22 protein-coding genes and 2 pseudogenes are annotated in these 21,987 nt (G+C 53.7%); 9 read left to right on the top strand and 15 right to left on the bottom strand.

Annotation, left to right across the window (positions count from 1 at the left end; all coding sequences use genetic code 11):
• The 6 genes and pseudogenes from AX755_RS16445 to mgrB form a co-directional block, all read right to left on the bottom strand.
• Positions 1–1,240: pseudogene (locus tag AX755_RS16445) on the bottom strand (penicillin-binding transpeptidase domain-containing protein); the annotation flags it as partial.
• A gap of 230 nt (positions 1,241–1,470) precedes the next feature.
• Positions 1,471–1,680: a transcription antiterminator/RNA stability regulator CspE gene (gene cspE / locus AX755_RS16450; protein WP_001062678.1), complete on the bottom strand. Its 210-nt coding sequence runs from the start codon at positions 1,678–1,680 to the stop codon at positions 1,471–1,473.
• 12 nt (positions 1,681–1,692) lie between these two features.
• A pseudogene (locus AX755_RS16455) lies at positions 1,693–1,837 on the bottom strand (DUF2627 domain-containing protein).
• Positions 1,838–2,362: 525 nt separating this feature from the next.
• Positions 2,363–3,352 carry an MBL fold metallo-hydrolase gene (locus tag AX755_RS16460; protein ID WP_013096126.1) on the bottom strand — a complete coding sequence of 330 codons (990 nt, stop codon included), beginning with the start codon at positions 3,350–3,352 and terminating at the stop codon, positions 2,363–2,365.
• A gap of 23 nt (positions 3,353–3,375) precedes the next feature.
• Positions 3,376–3,666: a YebO family protein gene (locus tag AX755_RS16465; RefSeq protein WP_023620462.1), complete on the bottom strand. Its 291-nt coding sequence runs from the start codon at positions 3,664–3,666 to the stop codon at positions 3,376–3,378.
• 74 nt (positions 3,667–3,740) lie between these two features.
• Positions 3,741–3,884 (bottom strand): PhoP/PhoQ regulator MgrB, encoded by a 144-nt coding sequence (mgrB, locus tag AX755_RS16470; RefSeq protein ID WP_013096124.1) that lies wholly within the window; start codon positions 3,882–3,884, stop codon positions 3,741–3,743.
• Positions 3,885–4,043: 159 nt separating this feature from the next.
• On the opposite strand from mgrB, the gene AX755_RS16475 reads away from it, so the two are divergent.
• Positions 4,044–4,283: a YobH family protein gene (locus tag AX755_RS16475; RefSeq protein WP_013096123.1), complete on the top strand. Its 240-nt coding sequence runs from the start codon at positions 4,044–4,046 to the stop codon at positions 4,281–4,283.
• A 66-nt stretch (positions 4,284–4,349) separates the two neighbouring features.
• On the opposite strand, the gene kdgR is transcribed toward AX755_RS16475, so the two are convergent.
• Entirely contained in the window at positions 4,350–5,141 is a 792-nt protein-coding gene (gene kdgR / locus AX755_RS16480) for a DNA-binding transcriptional regulator KdgR (RefSeq protein ID WP_013096122.1), read from the bottom strand.
• A gap of 178 nt (positions 5,142–5,319) precedes the next feature.
• On the opposite strand from kdgR, the gene AX755_RS16485 reads away from it, so the two are divergent.
• A complete protein-coding gene (locus tag AX755_RS16485) occupies positions 5,320–6,693 on the top strand; it encodes an MFS transporter (protein ID WP_013096121.1) in 1,374 nt (457 codons plus the stop codon).
• A gap of 50 nt (positions 6,694–6,743) precedes the next feature.
• Here the strand turns inward: AX755_RS16485 and htpX are convergent, their stop codons facing one another.
• From htpX to AX755_RS16505, 4 genes are all read right to left on the bottom strand, one after another.
• Complete coding sequence (gene htpX, locus AX755_RS16490; RefSeq protein ID WP_013096120.1) at positions 6,744–7,625, bottom strand: protease HtpX; 882 nt, start codon at positions 7,623–7,625, stop codon at positions 6,744–6,746.
• 192 nt (positions 7,626–7,817) lie between these two features.
• Entirely contained in the window at positions 7,818–9,866 is a 2,049-nt protein-coding gene (prc, locus tag AX755_RS16495; protein WP_062857102.1) for a carboxy terminal-processing peptidase, read from the bottom strand.
• 19 nt (positions 9,867–9,885) lie between these two features.
• Positions 9,886–10,572, bottom strand: coding sequence for an RNA chaperone ProQ (proQ, locus tag AX755_RS16500; protein WP_023620460.1), 687 nt, complete (start codon positions 10,570–10,572; stop codon positions 9,886–9,888).
• A 96-nt stretch (positions 10,573–10,668) separates the two neighbouring features.
• Entirely contained in the window at positions 10,669–11,166 is a 498-nt protein-coding gene (locus AX755_RS16505; RefSeq protein WP_013096117.1) for a GAF domain-containing protein, read from the bottom strand.
• Between the two features lie 132 nt (positions 11,167–11,298).
• Here AX755_RS16505 and yebS point away from each other — a divergent pair, with 132 nt between their 5' ends.
• The 4 genes from yebS (at position 11,299) to AX755_RS16525 (ending at position 17,048) form a co-directional block, all read left to right on the top strand.
• The gene (gene yebS, locus AX755_RS16510; RefSeq protein ID WP_038984489.1) at positions 11,299–12,582 is read left to right on the top strand and encodes a membrane integrity lipid transport subunit YebS; all 1,284 of its coding nucleotides are present in this window, start codon (positions 11,299–11,301) and stop codon (positions 12,580–12,582) included.
• Positions 12,551–15,184, top strand: coding sequence for a PqiB family protein (locus AX755_RS16515; RefSeq protein ID WP_038419908.1), 2,634 nt, complete (start codon positions 12,551–12,553; stop codon positions 15,182–15,184). The genes yebS and AX755_RS16515 overlap by 32 nt, the downstream gene beginning before the upstream one ends.
• Before the next feature lie 76 nt (positions 15,185–15,260).
• Entirely contained in the window at positions 15,261–16,703 is a 1,443-nt protein-coding gene (gene rsmF / locus AX755_RS16520) for a 16S rRNA (cytosine(1407)-C(5))-methyltransferase RsmF (protein WP_062857103.1), read from the top strand.
• 105 nt (positions 16,704–16,808) lie between these two features.
• The gene (locus AX755_RS16525; RefSeq protein WP_013096113.1) at positions 16,809–17,048 is read left to right on the top strand and encodes a YebV family protein; all 240 of its coding nucleotides are present in this window, start codon (positions 16,809–16,811) and stop codon (positions 17,046–17,048) included.
• Positions 17,049–17,081: 33 nt separating this feature from the next.
• On the opposite strand, the gene pphA is transcribed toward AX755_RS16525, so the two are convergent.
• A complete protein-coding gene (gene pphA, locus AX755_RS16530) occupies positions 17,082–17,726 on the bottom strand; it encodes a protein-serine/threonine phosphatase (protein ID WP_062857104.1) in 645 nt (214 codons plus the stop codon).
• Positions 17,727–17,892: 166 nt separating this feature from the next.
• On the opposite strand from pphA, the gene AX755_RS16535 reads away from it, so the two are divergent.
• Entirely contained in the window at positions 17,893–18,834 is a 942-nt protein-coding gene (locus AX755_RS16535) for a VirK/YbjX family protein (protein WP_020690823.1), read from the top strand.
• A gap of 406 nt (positions 18,835–19,240) precedes the next feature.
• On the opposite strand, the gene AX755_RS16540 is transcribed toward AX755_RS16535, so the two are convergent.
• From AX755_RS16540 to yobA, 3 genes are read right to left on the bottom strand one after another with little or no spacing between them, the layout of a single operon-like run.
• On the bottom strand, positions 19,241–19,579 hold the full coding sequence (locus AX755_RS16540) for a YebY family protein (RefSeq protein ID WP_013096105.1): 339 nt from the start codon (positions 19,577–19,579) through the stop codon (positions 19,241–19,243).
• A gap of 16 nt (positions 19,580–19,595) precedes the next feature.
• On the bottom strand, positions 19,596–20,465 hold the full coding sequence (copD, locus tag AX755_RS16545) for a copper homeostasis membrane protein CopD (protein WP_062857105.1): 870 nt from the start codon (positions 20,463–20,465) through the stop codon (positions 19,596–19,598).
• 1 nt (position 20,466) lies between these two features.
• Complete coding sequence (gene yobA, locus AX755_RS16550) at positions 20,467–20,838, bottom strand: CopC domain-containing protein YobA (protein WP_029882307.1); 372 nt, start codon at positions 20,836–20,838, stop codon at positions 20,467–20,469.
• A 137-nt stretch (positions 20,839–20,975) separates the two neighbouring features.
• On the opposite strand from yobA, the gene AX755_RS16555 reads away from it, so the two are divergent.
• Together AX755_RS16555 and AX755_RS16560 are read left to right on the top strand one after the other, a co-directional pair.
• Complete coding sequence (locus tag AX755_RS16555; RefSeq protein ID WP_062857106.1) at positions 20,976–21,206, top strand: DNA polymerase III subunit theta; 231 nt, start codon at positions 20,976–20,978, stop codon at positions 21,204–21,206.
• 109 nt (positions 21,207–21,315) lie between these two features.
• Positions 21,316–21,966: a carbon-nitrogen hydrolase family protein gene (locus AX755_RS16560; protein ID WP_062857107.1), complete on the top strand. Its 651-nt coding sequence runs from the start codon at positions 21,316–21,318 to the stop codon at positions 21,964–21,966.
• Positions 21,967–21,987 lie beyond the last annotated feature (21 nt).

The following is a 21,987-nucleotide window of genomic DNA, read 5'->3' on the forward strand; positions in this document are numbered from 1 at the left end:
GCGTCACCATCAGGCCGTAGCCGAAGGCAAAGGTTGCCCTGTCGAGTTGACTCCAGAATTTACGCTGCGGCAGTAACCCTGAGCTTTCGCCCGTTAAGCCCAGCCCGGTATTGGTGCCAAAGCCAAAGTTCCGGTAGGTATCGATAAGATGCTGGATGGGCATTGCCAGAGAGAGACGGGAAACACCGGTGTCGCTCGATTTTTGCAGGATCCCGGTCATCGTCAGTTCCGGGTAGTAACCCACATCGCGGATACGGTGACCGTCAAGGGTATACGGATGGGTATCAATGACGCTGTCCGGTTGCACCAGCCCCTGCTGCAATGCCGTCATCAGAACCAGCGGCTTAACGGTGGAGCCGGGTTCGAAGGTATCGCTAATGGCACGATTACGAAAATCGTTTAACGTTGCACCTTCACGGTTGTTTGGGTTGAAATCGGGATAGCTCGCCATGGCGAGTATTTCCCCTGTGGGGATATTGATCAGGACCGATGCACCCGACTCGGCTTTATTCCAGGCCACCGCATTATCAAGCGCGTCCTCGGTGATGGTTTGCAGCCGCTCGTCAATGCTCAACTGGATATTATGCGCAGGAACGGGCGCCACTTCGGTCAGGTTTTCCACCACGCGTCCATAGCGGTCCTCCCTCACCTGTCGGACCCCGGCCTTCCCCATCAGCTGCGCGTTGAAGCTCTTCTCTACGCCTTCAATCCCCTGACCATCAATATTGGTAAAACCGATAAGGTTTGCGGCCACATGGCCTGCCGGATAAAAACGCCGGGACTCATCGCGCAGGTTGATGCCCGGCAAATTGAGTTTATCGATCCACTGCGCTTGAGCAGGATCCACCTGACGGGCAAGGTAAATGAAGCGCCCCTGCGGATTACTGTTAATGCGCGATGCCAGCGTGCTGAGGGAGAGATGCAGCGCACTGGCCAGCGCCTGCCAGCGGTCATCAAACCCTACCCCACCTTTTGCCAGTACCGTTTTGGGATCGGCCCACACGGCCCTGACGGGCACACTCACCGCCAGCGGACGGCCTTCACGGTCCATGATCATGCCACGCGGTGCATCAATCGCCACCTCACGCAGCGATCGCATATCTTCCTGTTTTACCAGATTGTCAGGTTTGATGATTTGCAGCCAGGCAACGCGTCCCAGTAAAAATGCCAGGCTGCAAAAAATAGCAAAACAGAGCAGAGCAAAACGTGCCGGGGTGAAACTGCCGGCACTCGGTATCATTTTCTTCTTCACCTGAACCCCAGGGCTGTTGAACAACGCCCTGATTTAACGGGAAAAGCCGCTGTGGAGGGGGGAAAACAGTGCTAATAATCTCGTAGCTTTGCAACAAGGTACTAACAGAGACAGGTATGGTAATATTTTGAAAGATAAGGCATATAAAAAAGCCCCGCGTTTGCGAGGCTTTATGTCTGAGATTGAAGTGCTACGCGCTTCAGTCAGCAGCGGTTCGATCAGATAGCAGTTACGTTAACTGCAGCTGGGCCTTTCTGGCCGTCCTGAATTTCGAACTCAACGTTCTGGCCTTCAGCCAGAGTTTTGAAGCCGTTACCCTGGATTGCAGAGAAGTGTACGAACACGTCTTTGCTGCCGTCAGCAGGAGTAATGAAACCAAAACCTTTAGACTCGTTGAACCACTTAACTTGACCTTTAATCTTTGCCATTTGCAAAATTCCTTAGAGTGTTTTCTTAGCCCGCAGGCATTGACTGAGATAAAACTGAGACATTACTGCTTGAGGCACTAATATAAGGTTCGGCAGAGAAGCGGTATTCAACGACAACGTGTTTACTCAGGACTTCTTTACTGAAAATGCCACACATAAACAGAACTGTACCTCGTTTGACCCAAAACGTGTTATCACACACTATGTTTAATATGGCAAGCCATTTTTAAACATGTCTCGATCCGCCGCACAAATTCGAACACAGCCTGTAAGGATTTGCACATTTATGCTTACCGCATACAAACCAGTCCTCGTCCTTATACAGACTCAACGTTGCTTTCACACCCGCTGTAATCAAAGACTTTTTTAACATAGCTCAATCATTACAATGCGTCCAGCAACCCACGAAAGAAAGCCGGAAACAGTGATTGATTTAGAACATTTTGTGAAAAGTTATGCTCAAATCATTGTAACGCAACTGTATTGTTACAAAGAAAATACACAGCTAATAAGCCCGGCCAAACTGTGTTAAAAATCACCAGATAATAAAAATGTTATGCACCAAAATAATGAAATTTTTATGACTCTGCCTCAAAAGAAGGCAAGCAAAACGTTTCGATAAAAATAAAACATTAGATAGTGGCTTTAATAGCAGAATATATGCAACAAATCATCGCTTCGCTTACAAGGATAAATATTCACCAATTTTCAGTATCCTGAAGGAATTATTAACCGGTGCTAAATTAACAAGCGCGTCAGTTAACTCTCTGACTGGTTCATCCAGTGATTCATCCGCCAGTTCAAACACGCCCCAGTGAATGGGAAAAGCTAAGGGACTCCCCAGCTGCTGCCACAATGCGACGGCAGATTGCGGATCCATATGGTGTACCGCCATGAACCATCTTGGTGCATAGGCGCCAATGGGCAACGCGGCGGCGTCGATTTTGCCCAATCGTTCCGGGATCAAAAGCAGCTCCGGAGAGTAACCCGTATCGCCGCTAAACCAGAAACGGCGGTGTCGTCCCTCAAAGACCCAGCCACACCACAGAGAGCGATTGCGGTTCCAGAATGTTCGCATGCTCCAGTGCTGTGCCGGAACGGCGGTCAGGGTTATCCCCTGCCAGGTGATACTCTGCCACCAGTCGAGCTCAACGATGCGCCTTGCTCCCCGGCGGCGAAACCACTGTGCAAGTCCTAACGGCACGAAGAAACTGACGTCGGGAAAGCGCTTCAGGATACGGCGAATGGTCGCGTCATCAAGGTGATCGTAATGATTGTGGGAGATAACCACTGCATCAAGCTGCGTGAGTTGTTCCACAGAGAGAGCGGGAGGCGTTCTGCGCAGGGGCCCCAGGAACGGTACGGGAGAGGCGCGTCGGGAAAACACCGGGTCGGTGAGAAGAGTATTGCCGTCCATTTGCAGCAGCATACTCGCATGCCCCAGCCACCATACCCCATCTTCATGAGGTTGATTAAGCGACACGGGCTGCCACCACTGGCGGATAAAGTCGTCATAACCGAGCGCAGGAGGTTTGGGCAAACCGGCTTCTTTACGCGCTTTACGCCAGCGCTCAAGGTCGCCGGGCTGATGCCCAACGGGACAGGTATTCTGAAAACCGTTCGGTGTGTGATGCTTCAGGGAGGCGTCATACCAGGGATTTTTCCAGACCACAACCACCTCCCAGGTCAGAAAGATTAACGCTCTGCCACCAGACGGATAAAGTCGTCTTTGTCGTCGCTCTCTTCCGCAGCAGCCTCTTTCGCCGTCTCTTTCTCTTCCGGTTCGTTAGCCTCACATAGACGGCGTAACAGCGCATTCTGACGCTTTTGCTGATCGAGCAGCGCTTCCAGCAGTTCGATCTGCTCGTTCGTCCGGGAGCTCGCACGGTTCACGAAAAACCAGATGACAAGTCCCACCAGCAAAACAACGACAGAAACCATCAGGGATGCCATATTCAGCAGCCCTGAATTCAGTAACTCACCCATTTCACCACCTCAATAAAAACACGCATTTTACCACTGGCGCGAAGGAAGGAAATCACCTTAAGAAAAAATGCCTGTTACCACGGAATAAACTTATTGATTGCGCAAACGCCGCTAAAAAACTGTACATCCTGATCGCACATCACATTGATCGTCTGCGTCCACAACACCACGCATGCAATCAGCACGATAACCAGAATTACCCAGCGTATTTTTTTCACTCCACACTCCGTCTTAACACCTGTTGCATACAGGTTATCACGGTTATCTTAAACAAGGACTAACTGTAACGCCTGTAAGCCCTTTTCAGAATCATGCACTTGTTTCATAGAGTAAACCGTTTAGTCTTGAGGCATGACAACAAAGATAAAGAGGCAATGATGCATTTAATCATTCGAACAATTATTGCACTGGCCGTAGTATGGATTGGCCTTTTATTAACCGGATATGGCGTGCTTGTGGGGAGCACCGAAAACGCAGCTGGATTAGGTATCCAGTGTAAATACCTGACCGCCCAGGGAATGAGCACCGCCCAGTACCTGCATTCTGATAGCGGGATCATCGGGTTAACCAACTGCCCGGTCCTGCGTAAAACTTCCGTCGTCATTGATAACGGTTAATTACCCTTTTTTACGACCGATAAAAAACGCCGCAATGTCTGCGGCGTTTTTTTATGCTGAGAGGGGTTAAAACGGATACGCGTTATAGCCCATCTGCTCAGAAATCTTACGCGCGGCGGTATGAAGAATAGCAACATACTCATGCAGACGTTCTTCTGAGAAGCGCAGCGTCGGGAAGGAGATACTCAAGCCCGCAATCACCACACCAAAGCGGTCAAATACCGGCACACCAATGCAGCGCAGCCCTTCTTCCTGCTCTTCGTTATCTTCGCCATAGCCCTGCTCACGTACCTTATCAAGCACCGTCAGCAGTTCGTCCGTGCTGGTGATGGTACGCTGGGTGCTGCGTTTGTACTCCACCCCATCCAGAATCTGCTTCACTTCTTCGCGGTCACGCCAGGCCAGCAGAACTTTGCCGATAGCCGTGCTGTATAACGGATTGCGACGCCCGATGCGAGAGTACATGCGCAGGTTATACATAGAGTCAATTTTATGGATGTAAACAATGCTGTCTTCATCCAGAGCACCCAGGTGAATGGTTTCTTTGGTCAGACGAGAGAGCTCACGCATCTGGATATCTGCACTACGCACCAGGTCAACGTTTTGCAGCGCACGGGCACCTAATTCGAACAGTTTCAGCGTCAGAGAATATTTTTCAGACTCGCCTTCCTGCGCGACATACCCCAGTGACTTCATGGTTTGCAAAAAGCGATAAACGGTGCTTTTCGACATCATCACACGCTGCGACAATTCTGTAATACCAATTTCACGCTCTTCTCCGAGCGCCTGCAGGATGCCAAACACCTTCAGCACGGAAGAAACAGAATCGGGTTGTTTATCCAAATCTGCAATTGCCATTCATCACCTCATAGAGAGTGTTTTATAAAAATCAGAACCGGTTTTTATTATAAATTCCCGTCATGCCTGCTGCAATCAATCCGCGTTTACTTCGTTACAAATCTGCGACATAAAGCGGTTGTAACAGTGCTAAAATAGTTACCCTGAGAATAATTTCACACTGAGCTATTCATCCCACATGGAAAAAAAACTGTCCGATGGCCTGCCTTTACCCCAGCGGTATGGCGCTATCGCTACGATTATCATCGGTATTTCAATGGCCGTACTCGACGGCGCGATTGCCAATGTTGCCCTGCCCACCATTGCCAGCGATCTGCATGCCTCACCCGCCAGCTCAATCTGGATTGTTAACGCTTATCAGATAGCGATCGTGATTTCACTGCTCTCGTTTTCGTTTCTGGGCGATATGTTTGGCTACCGGCGGGTGTATCAGTGCGGTCTGGCTGTGTTTACCTTAACCTCCCTGTTCTGCGCCCTCTCTGATTCACTGCATATGCTGACGCTGGCCCGCATTGCGCAGGGTTTTGGCGGCGCGGCGTTGATGAGCGTTAATACCGCGTTGATTCGCTTAATTTATCCTCAGCGCCATTTGGGGCGCGGAATGGGAATAAACTCCTTTATTGTGGCGGTATCCTCGGCCGCCGGGCCCACCATTGCGGCGGCTATACTGTCTGTCGCCTCATGGCAATGGCTGTTCGCCATCAATGTGCCGCTGGGTATGGTGGCCATTTTCTTTGCCCTGCGCTATCTGCCGGGGAACGGCCCCAAAAGCACCATGCCTCGTTTTGATATCGCCAGTGCGGTGATGAATGCGCTGACCTTTGGCCTGCTGATTACGGCCCTGAGCGGCTTTGCGCAGGGTCAATCACTCCTGCTGACCGTCGCAGAGGTTGCTGCTCTGCTGATCATTGGCTACTTCTTTGTTCGCCGCCAGCTCGCTTTGCCTGTGCCGTTACTGCCGGTGGATCTGCTGCGTATTCCGCTTTTTTCGCTCTCAATATGCACCTCCATTTGTTCGTTCTGCGCCCAGATGCTCGCCCTCGTCTCTCTGCCCTTTTTCCTGCAGAGCGTAATAGGACGTTCGGAAGTGGAGACTGGACTGCTGCTGACCCCATGGCCGCTGGCAACGATGGTGATGGCACCGCTGGCAGGTTATCTCATAGAGCGCGTGCATGCCGGATTACTGGGCGCGCTGGGACTGGCGGTCATGGCGGCGGGTCTGTTTGCGCTGGCGCTGCTTCCCTCGCAACCTACGGATCTGGATATTATCTGGCGTATGATCCTCTGCGGTGCCGGTTTTGGCCTGTTCCAGTCGCCGAACAACCACACCATTATCACCTCCGCACCGCGCCACCGCAGTGGAGGAGCCAGTGGCATGTTGGGTACCGCGCGCCTGCTGGGGCAAAGCACCGGTGCGGCACTGGTCGCCCTGATGTTCAACCTCGCCGGGCAGAATGGTAATCACCTTGCGCTCCTCACCGCAGGCGCACTTGCCACACTTGCCGCGATCGTCAGCGGCCTGCGCGTCACGCAGCCCAGCGTACAGGCGTAAAAAAAGCCGGGCGGAGTTACCTCCGCCCGGCTCAGACTGCATCTTCAGCGTTACTTCAGGTATTCCCCACTGCGCAGCGCTTCAATACGTTTATCCAGCGGCGGGTGAGACATAAACAGCTCGCTCAACGATTTTGATTTACCGTTAATGCAGAATGCCATCATGCTGTTTGCTTCCTGCGGCTCGTAGCTGGTTTTCAGACGCTGCAGGGCAGCAATCATCTTCTCACGACCAACCAGTTTCGCAGAGCCGGCATCCGCATGGAATTCACGGTGACGGGAGAACCACATGGTGATGATGCTGGCCAGAATGCCGAACACCAGTTCCAGAACCATTGATACCGCGAAGTAGATCAGCGGGTTACCGTTGCTCTCTTCACCTTCATCGCGGTTTCCACCCATAAAGCCAGCGGCAATCTGCGCCAGAATACGGGAAATAAAGATCACAAAGGTGTTCACCACGCCCTGAATCAGCGTCATGGTTACCATGTCACCGTTCGCGATGTGGCTGATTTCGTGCGCGATAACCGCTTCGGCTTCGTCACGGCTCATGTTCTGCAGCAGCCCGGTACTTACGGCAACCAGCGACGCATCGCGACGGGCACCCGTAGCAAAGGCATTGATGTCCGGCGCATGGTAAATGGCAACCTGCGGCATGGCGATTCCCGCCTGCTTAGCTTGCTGCGCCACCGTATTCATCAGCCACTGCTCCATATCGTTGCGCGGCTGTTCAATGACCTCACCACCTACCGATTTCAGCGCCATCCACTTCGACATCAGAAGTGAAATAAAAGAGCCACCAAAACCAAACAGCAGCGCCATAATCAACAGACCCTGAACGCTACTCGACTGAATTCCTGTCAGGCTTAGCACCAGCCCGAATACCACCATTACCGCCAGGTTGGTGAGCAGGAAGAGCGCGATTCGCATCATAATTTTCTTTTAACCTCAGTTTAACAAAACGCACTATGCGATTACCCACATCGTATGGGTATTGTGGCTATTTTCAAGCATCCGAAGGGCGTAAGTCACCAGAAAGACACAACTTTACACAATTGGAAATCTGCCTGACGGAAGGATGCAGAACAAAAAGAAACAGGCACAATTTCTTGTGCCTGTTGGGGATTATTTTGCCGGAGCAGGTTGCTCGGCGGGCCTGGCTTTTTCGAGTTTCGCCAGGTCAAGAGCGATATGTACCGTCTCGTCCAGGTACGGATCCGGCTCCTGGTAATCTTTTGGCAGATCGTCCAGTTTCTTGAGCAACGGTTTACCTTCACGTTTGAAGCGATCGTTGATACGCGCCAGACGCGTTGCGTCATCCTCATTGTTCTCTTTCTCACGCTGAGCGTAGTTAAGAGAAACAATATTCCGTTTTTCTTTCAGGGCATTAAAGCGGGCAATGTCCTTCATGATGTACTGGAATTCAGGATCTTTCGCGATGCGTTCGTTGTGGTCTTTCAGTAGCTCCGGACCAAACTGGGTCATATCACCGGCTTTCACGTAAGTCGCGGCATTGATGCTATCCCACGGCAACGCGTTATCTTCAAACTTCTCACCGGTTTCCGTCTCTTCCGTGCCTGTCGGCATCATGATGTCTGGCGTCACGCCCTTACGCTGCGTACTGCCGCCGTTCACACGATAGAATTTCTGAATGGTGTACTGAACAGACCCCAGCGCAGGCCATTCCGGACGCAGCATCTGATCGTAAATACGATTCAGGGAACGATACTGCTGGACGGTACCTTTACCGAACGTCGGCTCACCCACGATCAGCGCGCGACCATAGTCCTGCATTGCAGCGGCAAAGATTTCTGACGCTGACGCACTGAAGCGATCGACCAGCACCACCAGCGGGCCTTTGTAGTAAACCACGCCATCATTGTCGGCATCTTCACGCACTTTACCGTTGTTATCGCGCACCTGCACGACCGGACCAGACGGGATAAACAGGCCAGACAGAGAGACAGCTTCTGTCAGTGCACCACCGCCGTTGCTGCGCAGATCGATGATCACGCTGCTGACGTTCTGCTTCTCAAGCTTCTGCAGCTGCACTTTTACGTCATCGGTCAGCCCTACGTAGAAGCCAGGGATATCAAGTACACCCACCTTCTCTTTACCGACGGTTTTCACCGACATTTTCACCGCGCGGTCTTCAAGACGAATACGCTCGCGGGTCAGGGTTACGATACGGGTTTTGGTGCCTTTCCCGGCAGGCAGAATTTCAAGACGAACTTTGCTGCCTTTCGGACCTTTGATCAGCGCAACCACATCGTCCAGACGCCAGCCGATGACATCAACCATGTTCTGCCCGGTTTGGCCTACACCGACAATGCGATCGACTACGCTTATCGCTTTGCTTTTTGATGCCGGGCCACCCGCAACCATGGAGTTGATCACCGTGTAATCGTCGTCCATCTGCAGCACCGCGCCGATACCTTCAAGAGACAGGCTCATTTCGGTATTGAACTGTTCGGTGTTACGCGGGGAGAGATAGTTCGTATGCGGGTCGATTTCGTGGGCAAAGGCAGTCATTGCCAGCGAGAAAACATCTTCGCTGTTGGTTTGTGCCAGACGACGAATGGCAAACTTGTAACGGCGCGTCAGCGTGTCACGGATCTCTTTCTCATCTTTGCCAGTGAGCTTGAGACTCAGTTCGTCGTACTTCACTTTGCTGTCCCACAGGGCGTTCAACTCGGCTTCGTCTTTCGGCCAGGGCGCTTTACTGCGGTCCAGATTAAAGGTGTCGTTGCCGGTGAAGTCCATCGGACGTTCCAGCACTTTCAGCGCATATTGATAACGTTCAAAGCGGCGCTTTTGTGCCAGGTTATACAGATCGTAGAACAGATCCAGCTTGCCGGAACGCAGCTCATCACCGACGTCGGATTTACGTTTGGCGAACTGCTCGACATCGCTGGCGAGCAGTACGTTATGGCTGTAATCCAGCAAGTTCAGATAGCGGTCGAAGATTTTGGCCGAAAAGGCCTGATCGAGATCGAACTGACGATAGTGCGAACGGGTGAAGCGTGACGTCACACGCTCGCTCACCGTCGCGTGCTGCGTCTCTTCCTTGAGAACCGGAATTTGATCAACACGCGTAATATCGTCCACTGCGAAAGCATGGCCTGTTATGGCAAACAGGCCGGCCAGCGCGGTGAGCTTAAAAAAAGTGTTCATGCCAGGCTTGGCCTCCGTTTCAGAACAACAAGTGTTCTGCGCGTACAATCATTGACATACCAGAAGTCAGCTGTACACGAACGCCATCTTTGGTGATTTCCATAACGGTGGCGTCCATTGCATTATTACCCGCTTTTACCTTCAGTGCCTGACCGACGCTCAGGGCGTTGATGTCTGAAACCGGAGTGTGGCGCTGCTCTTCACGAGGCGCGCGCGGGGCTTTAGCTGCTGGTTTGTCAGCACGCGGTTTGCGATCGTTATTTTCGTTGCGACGCGGTGCAGGACGCGGTTTACGCTCACGGCGAGGCGCTTCTTCCTGGCCGTTTGCCGCAGCGGCTTCACGTTTTTTCGCCTGCTGTTCTGCACGTTGTGCCTGAACGCGTGCTTTGGCTTCTTCAAGCTGCTTACGTGCATGCTCGACGTGCTGCTCGTCCAGCTCACCACATGGGTTGCCGTCAAGATCCACGCGAGTCGCGCCCGGTTTGATACCGTACAGGTAACGCCAGCTCGAAGTATAAAGACGTAAGGCGGAACGCAGCTGAGTTTTGCTGAGGTTCATTTCCCCCTCAACGCGTGCTACCAGATCCTGAAAAATACCGACTTTCAGGGGACGAGCTTCGCCTTCAGCGCTGAAGCACTGTGGGAAACGCTCGGCCAGAAATGCGATAACTTCTTTACTGCTATTCAACTTAGGTTGATTTTCCATGAAATTTCCTGATTACAACGGACGTTGCCAACAAGCGCAGGCATGAACAGGCGTCATTATAATGACGCTATCAGTAAATGCTACGTTATCCGTTGATTATCCTGCGACGCTCGCAAAGAATTTTTGATAATCGGTTGCTGCAAGAACGTTTTCCAGATTCGCCACCAGCTCGCGCAGCCCCTGTTCGTCCTCGATTGTAAAGCGACTGAAGACCGTACTGTCGATGTCCAGAACGCCAATAATCTGATTTTTTACCACCAGCGGCAGCACGATTTCAGAATTACTGGCGGCATCACAGGCAATGTGCCCGTCAAACGCATGCACATCTTCCACACGCTGTACCTGATTCTCGGCGACTGCCGTGCCGCAGACGCCCCGGCCGACCGGAATGCGCACGCAGGCCAGTTTGCCCTGAAACGGCCCCAGCACCAGCGTTTCACCTTCCAGAAGATAAAAACCGGCCCAGTTCACGTCAGAGAGACGTTCAAACAGCAATGCGCTAGTATTTGCCAGAGTGGCTAAGAAGCTGGTCTCACCCGCCATCAATGCCTTAAAATCGCGGTTCAGATCCGCGTAGAATTCTGTTTTGTTCATTCTTCAATCACTTAGTTGTCTTACAAAATTACCGCATAGCCTATTAAAATAAGCATTAAATGCGCTCATGCTCAAGATGAATCCATTCATGAGTTATTATAACTTTCAACAATACCTATTTGTGCGCAACTGATGGCCTTAAAAACAACCAAAATCACGCCGACAAAAAAGATAACTGTCCATACGGTAAGCGCAGCTTTGCCTCGTGCACATTATCAGCGTTGCCCCCAGTGCGATACGCTTTTTATGTTGCCGAAAATGAAATCGCATCAAAGCGCCTTTTGTCCCCGCTGCGACGCCAAAATTCGTGACGGCCGCGACTGGTCATTAACCCGTCTCGCCGCCATGGCGGTCACCATGCTGCTGTTGATGCCCTTTGCCTGGAGCGAGCCGCTGCTGAAGCTCTACCTGCTCGGCGTGCGCATTGATGCCAACGTGCTGCAGGGGATCTGGCAGATGACGCGCCAGGGCGATCCGGTGACTGCAGCCATGGTGCTTTTCTGCACCGTTGGTGCACCGCTGGTGCTGGTCGCCGCCATTGCGTATCTCTGGTTCGGTAATATACTCGGCATGAACCTGCGCCCGGTGTTGCTGATGCTCGATAAACTCAAAGAGTGGGTGATGCTGGATATCTATCTGGTGGGCGTTGGCGTGGCCTCCATAAAAGTGCAGGACTACGCGTTTCTGCAACCGGGTGTCGGTCTCTTTGCGTTTATCTGTCTGGTATTGCTCAGTATCCTGACGCTGATCCATCTCAACGTTGAGCAGCTCTGGGAGCGATTTTACCCGCAGCGCCCCGCCACGCGCCCGGACGAAAATCTCCGGGTCTGTCTGGGCTGCCACTACACCGGGCTGCCCGATGCGCGCGGCCGCTGCCCACGCTGCCATATTCCCTTGCGACTGCGGCGCAACAATAGCCTGCAAAAATGCTGGGCCGCCCTCATCGCCTCGTTGATATTCCTGCTTCCTGCCAACATGTTGCCGATATCGATTATTTACGTGAATGGCGGGCGGCAGGAGGATACCATCCTCTCGGGCATTATCTCCCTTGCGCACAGTAATATTGGCGTGGCGGCAATTGTGTTTATCGCCAGTATTCTGGTGCCGTTTACCAAAGTGGTGGTGATGTTTACCCTGCTCATCAGTATTCACTTTAAATGTGAGCAAGGCTTACGTACCCGTATCCTGCTCCTGCGCTTCGTTACCTGGATTGGCCGCTGGTCGATGTTGGATCTGTTCGTGATTTCGTTGATGATGTCGCTGATTAACCGCGACCAGCTACTTGCTTTTACAATGGGACCCGCAGCTTTTTATTTCGGCTCTGCGGTGATATTGACTATTCTTGCTGTGGAATGGCTGGATAGCCGCTTACTTTGGGATGCACATGAGTCAGGAAACCCCCGCTTCGCCGACTGAAGCGAGAATTAAAACAAAACGCCGCATTTCGCCATTCTGGTTGCTGCCTGTCATCGCCCTGATGATTGCAGGCTGGCTTATCTGGACGAGCTATGAAGATCGCGGAAGTACCATCACCATTGATTTCCAGTCTGCCGACGGCATTGTGGCCGGACGTACCCCGGTGCGTTTCCAGGGGGTGGAAGTCGGTACCGTCCAGGATATCTCCCTTGGAAAAGGGCTGAATAAGATTCAGGTGCGGGCCAGCATCAAATCCGATATGCAGGACGCGCTGCGCAGCGAAACACAGTTCTGGCTGGTCACGCCAAAGGCCTCTCTGGCCGGGGTGTCCGGTCTGGATGCGCTGGTTGGCGGGAACTATATCGGTATGATGCCGGGTAAAGGTGAGCCACAGGATCACTTTGTGGCGCTTGATACGCAGCCCAAATATCGTCTCAATAACGGGGATCTGATGATCCACCTGCAGGCGCCGGACTTAGGGTCACTCAACAGCGGCTCGCTGGTGTACTTCCGTAAAATCCCGGTGGGCCGGGTGTACGATTACGCCATCAACCCCAACAAGCAGGGGGTGACTATCGATGTGTTAATCGAGCGTCGCTTTACCAATCTGGTGAAAAAAGGCAGCCGTTTCTGGAACGTTTCCGGCGTGGACGCTGACCTAAGCCTCAGCGGTGCGAAAGTGAAGCTTGAAAGTCTGGCCGCGCTGGTCAATGGTGCCATTGCCTTTGACTCCCCGGAAAATTCCAGCCCTGCCGCCGCAGATGACACGTTCGGTCTGTATGCCGACCTGGCGCACAGCCAGCGTGGCGTGATCGTCAAACTTGCCCTGCCCGATGCCAAAGGATTAAAAGCCGGTTCTACGCCGCTGATGTATCAGGGGCTTGAGGTCGGTCAGCTCACCAAAATGACGCTCAATCCGGGCGGTTCCGTAACCGGGGAGATGACGGTTGACCCAAGCGTGGTGGATCTTCTGCGCGAAAAAACGCGTATCGAAATGCGCAGCCCGAAACTGTCCCTGAGTGATGCCAGCATCAGCAGCCTCCTGACAGGCAGTACCTTCGAGTTGATCCCCGGCGAAGGCCAGCCCAGCAATACCTTTGTGGTTGCCCCGGCGGATAAAGCCCTGCTGCAAAAACCCGGCGTGGTGACCATTACGCTGAACGCGCCGGAAAGTTACGGTATCGAAGCCGGTCAGCCGCTGATCTTACACGGCGTGCAGGTAGGCCAGGTGCTGGAGCGGTCGTTGTCGGAAAACGGTGTGAGCTTCTCCGCCGCAATCGATCCGCAATACAGCAACCTGGTGCATGGCGACAGCAAATTCGTGGTTAACAGCCGCGTAGACGTGAAGGTCGGGCTGGACGGCGTTGAATTCCTCGGAGCCAGTGCGAGCGAGTGGGTGAACGGTGGGATCCGCATCCTGCCGGGCAGCAAAGGTCCTGTCCGCGACAGCTATCCGCTGTATGCCAATCTGGATAAAGCGATTGAAAACAGCATGAGCGATCTGCCGACCACCACGCTGACGTTAAGTGCGGAAACGCTGCCGGACGTTCAGGCAGGCTCGGTCGTGCTGTATCGCAAGTTTGAAGTTGGGGAGGTCATCACCGTTCGCCCTCGTGCAGACGCCTTTGATATTGAACTGCACATCAAGCCAGAGTATCGCAAACTGCTTACCCCGAACAGCGTCTTCTGGGCAGAAGGTGGCGCAAAAGTTCAGCTCAACGGTAGCGGGCTGACCGTGCAGGCCTCCCCGCTCTCGCGCGCGCTGCGCGGGGCGATCAGCTTCGATAACCTGCCCGGCGCGGGCGGCAATATGCGCAAGGGTGACAAGCGTATCCTCTTCCCGTCTGAAACCGCTGCACGTGCGGTTGGCGGGCAGATTACCCTGCACGCCTTCGATGCCGGGAAGCTGGCGGAAGGAATGCCTATCCGCTATCTGGGCATTGATATCGGACAGATCCAGAAGCTGACGCTGATCACCGCCCGCAATGAAGTGCAAGCCACCGCGGTGCTTTATCCGGAATATGTGCAGACGTTTGCCCGTTCAGGCACGCGTTTCTCCGTGGTGACGCCGCAGATCTCGGCCGCGGGCGTTGAGCATCTCGACACCATCCTGCAGCCGTATATTAACGTCGAGCCTGGCCGTGGCAACGCGCGTCGTGATTTTGAACTGCAGGAAGCCACCATCACCGACTCGCGCTATCTTGATGGTCTGAGCATTGTGGTGGAGGTACCGGAAGCCGGCTCGCTTAGCATCGGCACGCCAGTTCTGTTCCGCGGTATTGAAGTGGGAACGGTGACCGGCCTGACGCTCGGGACGCTCTCCGACCGCGTGATGGTGGCGTTACGCATCAGCGATCGTTACCAGCATCTGGTACGGAATAACTCGGTGTTCTGGCTGGCCTCCGGCTATTCGCTGGACTTCGGCCTGACGGGTGGCGTGGTGAAAACCGGTACGTTCAACCAGTTTATTCGCGGCGGTATTGCTTTCGCCACGCCGCCGGGTACACCGCTGGCGCCGAAAGCACAGCCGGGCAAACACTTCCTGCTGCTTGAAAGCGAACCTAAAGAGTGGCGTGAGTGGGGAACCGCCCTGCCGCGTTAATCTCAGGGCTCCGGTGTCAACGCGCCGGAGCCTTTATGTTACACTGCGCACCTGAACTTTTCCCTGTGGTGTGCCCGTGGCTCAAAACTCCGTATATCTTCCTGAACAATTCCTGGCGCAGATGCGCGAGGCGCTTCCTTCTCACCTCTCGTTAGACGATTTTATCGCCGCCTGTCAGCGACCGTTACGCCGGAGTATTCGCGTCAACACGCTGAAAATCAGCGTCGCGGATTTCCTTGCGCTGGTATCACCTTACCACTGGCAGCTCACGCCCGTGCCGTGGTGTGAAGAGGGTTTCTGGATCGAACGGGAGGACGAAGCGTCACTGCCGCTGGGCAGTACCGCCGAGCATTTGAGTGGTCTGTTTTATATTCAGGAAGCCAGCTCAATGCTGCCGGTTGCTGCGCTGTTTGCCGATGGCAACGCGCCTGAACGGGTCATGGATATGGCTGCCGCCCCCGGTTCAAAAACCACGCAGATTGCCGCCCGCATGGCTAACCGCGGGGCCATTCTCGCCAATGAGTTTTCAGCCAGCCGCGTGAAAGTGCTGCATGCCAACATCAGCCGCTGCGGCATTCAGAATGTTGCCCTGACGCATTTCGATGGACGCGTGTTTGGCGCCGCCCTGCCGGAAGCGTTTGACGCCATCCTGCTGGACGCCCCCTGCTCCGGTGAAGGCGTGGTACGCAAAGATCCCGATGCGCTAAAAAACTGGTCAGTTGAAAGCAACCTCGACATTGCCTCAACGCAGCGCGAACTGATCGACAGCGCGTTTCATGCCCTTCGTCCAGGCGGTACGCTGGTTTATTCCACCTGCACGTTAAACCGTGATGAAAATGAAGATGTCTGCCTGTGGCTGAAAGCGCAATACCCCGATGCGGTTGAGTTTCTGCCACTGAATGACTTATTTGCCTCTGCTGAAGACGCCATCACCCCGGAAGGTTTCCTCCACGTATTCCCGCAGATTTATGACTGCGAAGGTTTTTTTGTCGCCCGTCTGCGTAAAACTGCCGCCATCGCACCACTGCCCGCGCCAACATTTAAGGTCGGTAATTTCCCCTTCACACCGCTGAAGAGCCGTGAAGCAGAGCAGGTCACCACCGCAGCCCGCAAAGCCGGACTGAACTGGAACGACGATCTCCACCTCTGGCAGCGTGATAAAGAGATTTGGCTTTTCCCGGCGAACATCGAACCGCTTATCGGCAAAGTTCGTTTTTCCCGAATCGGGATCCGCCTGGCGGAAGTGCATAACAAGGGCTATCGCTGGCAGCACGAGGCGGTCATTGCCCTTGCCGGCACGGCTAACACCTTCGCGCTGACGCATCAGGAAGCTGAAGAGTGGTACCGGGGGCGCGATGTGTATCCGGAAACGACCCCTTCTCAGGATGACGTTGTGGTGACGTACCAGGGATACCCGCTGGGACTGGCAAAGAAAGTGGGTTCGCGTCTGAAAAACAGCTATCCACGCGAACTGGTGCGCGATGGTCGCTTGTTTACCGGTAACGATCGCGCCGACTAAAAAAAGCGCACTTTTTTACTGGCGATTTTGCTCTCCTTGTCTACGATCAAAAATGGATGGCTGCACTGGTCATACCAGATTTTGACAACACACCCGGAGAGCATTATGACGAAAACCAGCGTGCGAATTGGCGCTTTTGAAATCGACGACGCAGAGTTGCGCGGCGAAACCCAGGGCGAACGAACGTTAAGTATTCCCTGCAAATCCGACCCGGATTTGTGTATGCAACTGGATGCCTGGGATGCCGACACCAGCGTTCCGGCAATCCTTGATGGCGAACATTCCGTCCTTTACCGCGAGCATTACGATAGTAAAACCGATGCCTGGGTCATGCGTCTTGCCTGACCAGAGAGAACCCGCCCGAAGGCGGGTTATTTATTACTGCAGCTGCGCCAGCGTGAAATAGCCGTCAAACACCGCGCCGGTATCAATGTAGTGCAGGTTGTCAAAATCATATCGCTTATCCAGCGACGTATGACCAAACCAGAAGTGATCCGCTCCGCGAATTCCCTGCCCTTTTCCTGCCATAAACCCCATTAGCCGATCCCGATCCCACAGCACCCGCTCAGCGCTCACCGGCTGCTGCCAGCGATATTCCGCTGCCGGATAGTCAGCATGAGCAATGACATTCAGGCCGTTTGTGCAGGTTATCTCAATAATCAGCGGCAACTGTCGGCACGCTTCTAACAGGGTCAGCGCCTGCTGCTGTTGCGAATCACCAAGCTGCGAAAACCAGCTTCCACCATTCATCAACCAGAGCGCAAAGTCGTTATTTTCCACGCTGTCGATTGCCATTTGCTCATGGTTCCCCCGGACTGCGCGAAACCATTTTTCATTGATCAGTTGCAGGCATTTAACGCTGTCAGGGCCACGATCAATCAAATCCCCAACGGAGATCAGCAAATCCTCATAAGGATTAAAACGGCGGCGTTTCAGTTCGTCCAAGAGCCACTGATAGCAACCGTGTATATCGCTCACAACCCAGACGTGACGCCACTTTCCACCATCGATTCGCTGATACATAAGGCCTCCCTGAATAAGTATAGCCGCATCAGAAAATGCAAATATCAGCGCCGGGCATCACAAAGCCAAACAAACGCTAAACCAAACGGAAATAAACCTTCCCGCGCTATTAATCCCTTTTTATCGGGCCTTTAAAATAAGCGCTAAATAAAAGAGAGGTTTCAACGTGTCCAATACTCACCTGCATAACGATGTGCTCTATCCGCATCGTACACATATTATTTCCGACCTGGTCAACGGAAGATGCGTTCCGGGCCCCATCTGGAAAAAGCGTGAGTATCGGCTGAAATTCCTGTTACGCTCGCTTCTGTTCTGGTCTTCTACCCGACGCATGCTTGAGGCACTCTCTGGCCGGGATGACTTTGATCGACTGCTGGCCGCGCAAATCACGTTACCCAGTAAAACCCACCGCCAGTACTTGATGCGCGGCCTGAATGCCGGCGACCGTGCTGACGCGATCGTCAGCCACTACCACTGGATTGATGGTCTGAAAGACCCCTTACTCGCCCATGCGCTGACCAGCCCTCAGGAGCAACCTGTCGTGCAGTTCAGGGCTAAAAATGAGGTGCTCTATACCGTCAACGCCTCCTCCGCTCACAAAGCCGAGCGCGAAGGTGAAAGCACACTGTGGCTGCGCGATGACGAGAATACCTTGCTCGCAAGCCTGACCTTCACTGTTGCGCACAGCGCGGGACAACGGGTACTGGTGATCGGCGGTCTTCAGGGGCCTCGCCGTGGCGTCACGCGCGATGTGATCAAACAGGCTACCCGCGCCTGCCACGGTCTGTTCCCAAAACGCGTACTGATGGAAGTGATTTTCCAGCTGGTCGCACAGTCAAACATCCGCGCCATCTATGCCGTCAGTGATGAGGGCCATGTTTTCCGCGCGTTGCGTTATCGCCTGAGCAAAGGCCGTCATTTCCACGCCAGCTACGATGAGTTTTGGGAAACCCTGGACGGTAAGAAACGCTCGACCTTCTGCTGGCAGTTGCCACTTGAGATGGCGCGCAAATCCCTGGACGAGATTGCCAGTAAGAAACGGGCAGAATATCGCCGCCGTTTTGAGCTGCTTGATGAAATTAAAACGGCCATTAACGCCCGCTTTTAACCCTGCGTCTTGCTTTTGCCAACCACATACAAAAATTTAACAAAACCGTCAAAAAGGGCTGGACTTCCGCCTGCCGTAGTGTGGTATGGTTGAAGGCGGTTCACTGGAAGTGTCCCTTCTGAGAGAGTCGATAAGTGGATTTTGTCGCTACTTTCAATCAGATAAAAAGAGACCGAATACGATTCCTGTATTCGGTCCAGGGAAATGGCTCTTGGGAGAGAGCCGTGCGCTAAAAGTTGGCATTAATGCAGGCTAAGTCGCCTTGCCTTTTAAGAATAGATGACGACGCCAGGTTTTCCAGTCCACAGCTAAAGCGGCCGGAAAAAAAGCGTCAAAACATCAATAAATATGAAAAACCGCAGTGCTTTCGCAAGCCACTGCGGTTTTTTTTACTGGAAACCGAAAGCTAGCAGAGCTTGTCAGCGCGTTCGATAAACGGCGCCAGGCTCATTTTCTGCCCCGGGCTGGACGGGTCGTCAATCTGGATAACGCTGATGGGCTGTCCGCTGCTCTTACCGCTGGCGACCTGCTGTTCGGCCGCGTCGTTTAACGGGTATTGCACCAGCGTGCTTGGGTTGATGGCATACAGCGCATGACCCGGACGGCAGGTCAGCATCACCTCTTCACGATTGAACGCCCATTTATCCTTACCCACTTCAAAACGGCTGACGGTAATAACCTGCGGTGCCGCCAGCGCGCTACCCGTGCAGGCCAACAATAAGAGAGAAAGTACTGTCTTTTTCATATGCTTTTTAACCTTGTCAAAAGGGTTCCCAGGTCGCGAACAGGCTGACTGTTGCCAGCACCAACGCCCCCAGCACCACCTCTGCCTGTGTCATCCTGATAAAAATCTGTTGTTCGCGCCCGATGTGGGCACCAAACCGTGGCACCAGAAAATACCGATTCACCAGCGCAATTACCACCATCAATGCCACCAGCGCACATTTGAACAACAAAAGTTGCACGTAGCCCGTCTGCCAGGGCACCGTGATGCCCAGAATAAAGAGCCCATTGATCGCGCCGGTAAGCACGACCCCCGCTACGGCATAATGCCCCACGCGAGAGAAGCGCATCATGGTGTAAATTGCCGCAACCCGCCAGCGCCCTTTCGCCAGATGCATGCAATACAGCAGCGGCAGGAGGCCGCCAACCCAGGTGGCGGCACAGAGCAGATGCAGAGCGTGATTGATACGCTGCAACGACCCCGCTGCACCGTCGTTCATTGCCGCATGCCCTACACCTGCCAGCAGGACAAATTGCCCCATGGCGAGCAGCAAGAGTCGCGATCCTTTCTGGGGCGCAAGCCAGGCGACACAGGCCGCAATTGCACCCAGGATAATTTGCCACAGCCACACGCTACCAAACTGCGTTGCCAGCACGCTCTGCCAGACGTTCGGGTTAAACACGTCTCCCCAGCCGTTGCCCATGAGCCCCGCCTGAATCATGAACATCAGCATGGCTGACGTCAGACTGACCAGCGCCGCAATCTGCTGCTGCACCTGAAAACGACAGGACATCAGACGGTACAAAGAAGACGGCGCGAACCAGACGCTATACAGCGCATTACCAAAAATCAGCATCAGCGCGCCGAAATGGATAAAGCGCAACCCCACGTAGATGAAGGCCAGCATATTATTTCACGCTGAAGCGATAGCTGCCTTTGGTTTTGTGACCATCTACCGAGACCACATGCCAGTCAACCTGGTACGTGCCGGTCACCAGCGTCTGCTCCAGCGGAACATGGAACTGGGCCTTATTCTGCTCGTCACGCTGTATATCACCGGTTTTAACCACGTTCCCCTGTGCATCCTTCACCACGACACCGCTGAATCCGGGTTCAATGCCTTCGGAAAAATTCAGGGTAAGCGCCTGAGGAGCCGTTACCTGGCTATCGGCTGCCGGGATTTGTTGCTGGAGGTGCGCATGCGCCAGCACCGGGGTCGCTGTAACGGAAGAGAAGAGAAAAGCCAGCGCACATACCGCGCGGGAAGCGGATAAACCCATCGCAATCATTCCTTTTTGTTATGCCTGTATGCTAAAGAATAACGCTGTATAATAATCGAGTCGAGGATCATCCCACCTCCGCTTGTCATCATCGTGCAATCGCGGTAACGTTGCCGCCGCATAAAAAGGAGAAGGTAATGAAGATCAATCTGGCTGCCCTTCCTCAGGACGAGATGGATAAAGTGAATGTCGATCTCGTTGCCGCAGGTGTCGCGTTTAAAGAGCGTTACAACATGCCAATCGTGGCTGAGGTGGTGGAACGTGAGCAACCCGCCCATCTGCGTGACTGGTTCCGCGAACGTTTGATTGCGCACCGACTCGCGTCGGTCAATCTCTCTCGTTTGCCGTACGAACCTAAAGTTAAATAAGCTTAACGACTCGTTACACTTCCTTACGCGGAATATGCCAGGATAAGAAAACCCTGATTAGTTTAGGTGTATTCTTAAATCCTGCGACTCTGTGTATAAGGAAGTCACGATGTCACAATGGAATATTGCCGCCGCCCAGTATGCCGGGCAGCATCACAGTGTAGATGACCACGTAGCGCACCACCTCCGTTTCGTTGCGGAAGCGGCACAACAGCGGTGCGATCTCCTGGTCTTTCCTGAACTCTCGTTAACAGGACCGGGAAAGACGGACCTACCTCCCCCACCCGATGACGCACAGCTGGCCCCCTTGCTGGCCGCCGCAAAGCGTTACCGGATCACCATCATTGCCGGTCTGCCCCTTGATCTGAATGGTCAGCGCGTAAAGGGCCTCGCCCTGTTTTCGCCATCCCGGCACAGCATCCTGCGCTACCCCCAGGGAAGCGGAGCCAGCCTGGTGCCGGGTGATAAACAGCTGACGATTGTTGATACGCATGCCGATTCCCCCAATCTGGATCCGCAGGCGACGCTGTTTACCAGCTGTCAGTCGGTGGGCGATACCCGCTGGCGCCAGTCCATCAACACGTTGCAGCGCTTCGCGCACAGGTATGCCATTGCCGTGTTAATGGCGAACGCCCGTGGCGGTAGCGCGCTGTGGGATGAAAAAGGCCAGCTGATTGTCCGTGCGGATAAGGGCGAACTATTATTGACCGGATCTCTGGGCCGACAGGGTTGGCAAGGCGATATCATTCCTTTAGGCTAAGCGTTTTAGCTCAGGAGCGTT

Source organism: Enterobacter sp. SENG-6, from assembly GCF_001605945.1.
Taxonomy (GTDB): Bacteria; Pseudomonadota; Gammaproteobacteria; order Enterobacterales; family Enterobacteriaceae; genus Enterobacter; species Enterobacter cloacae.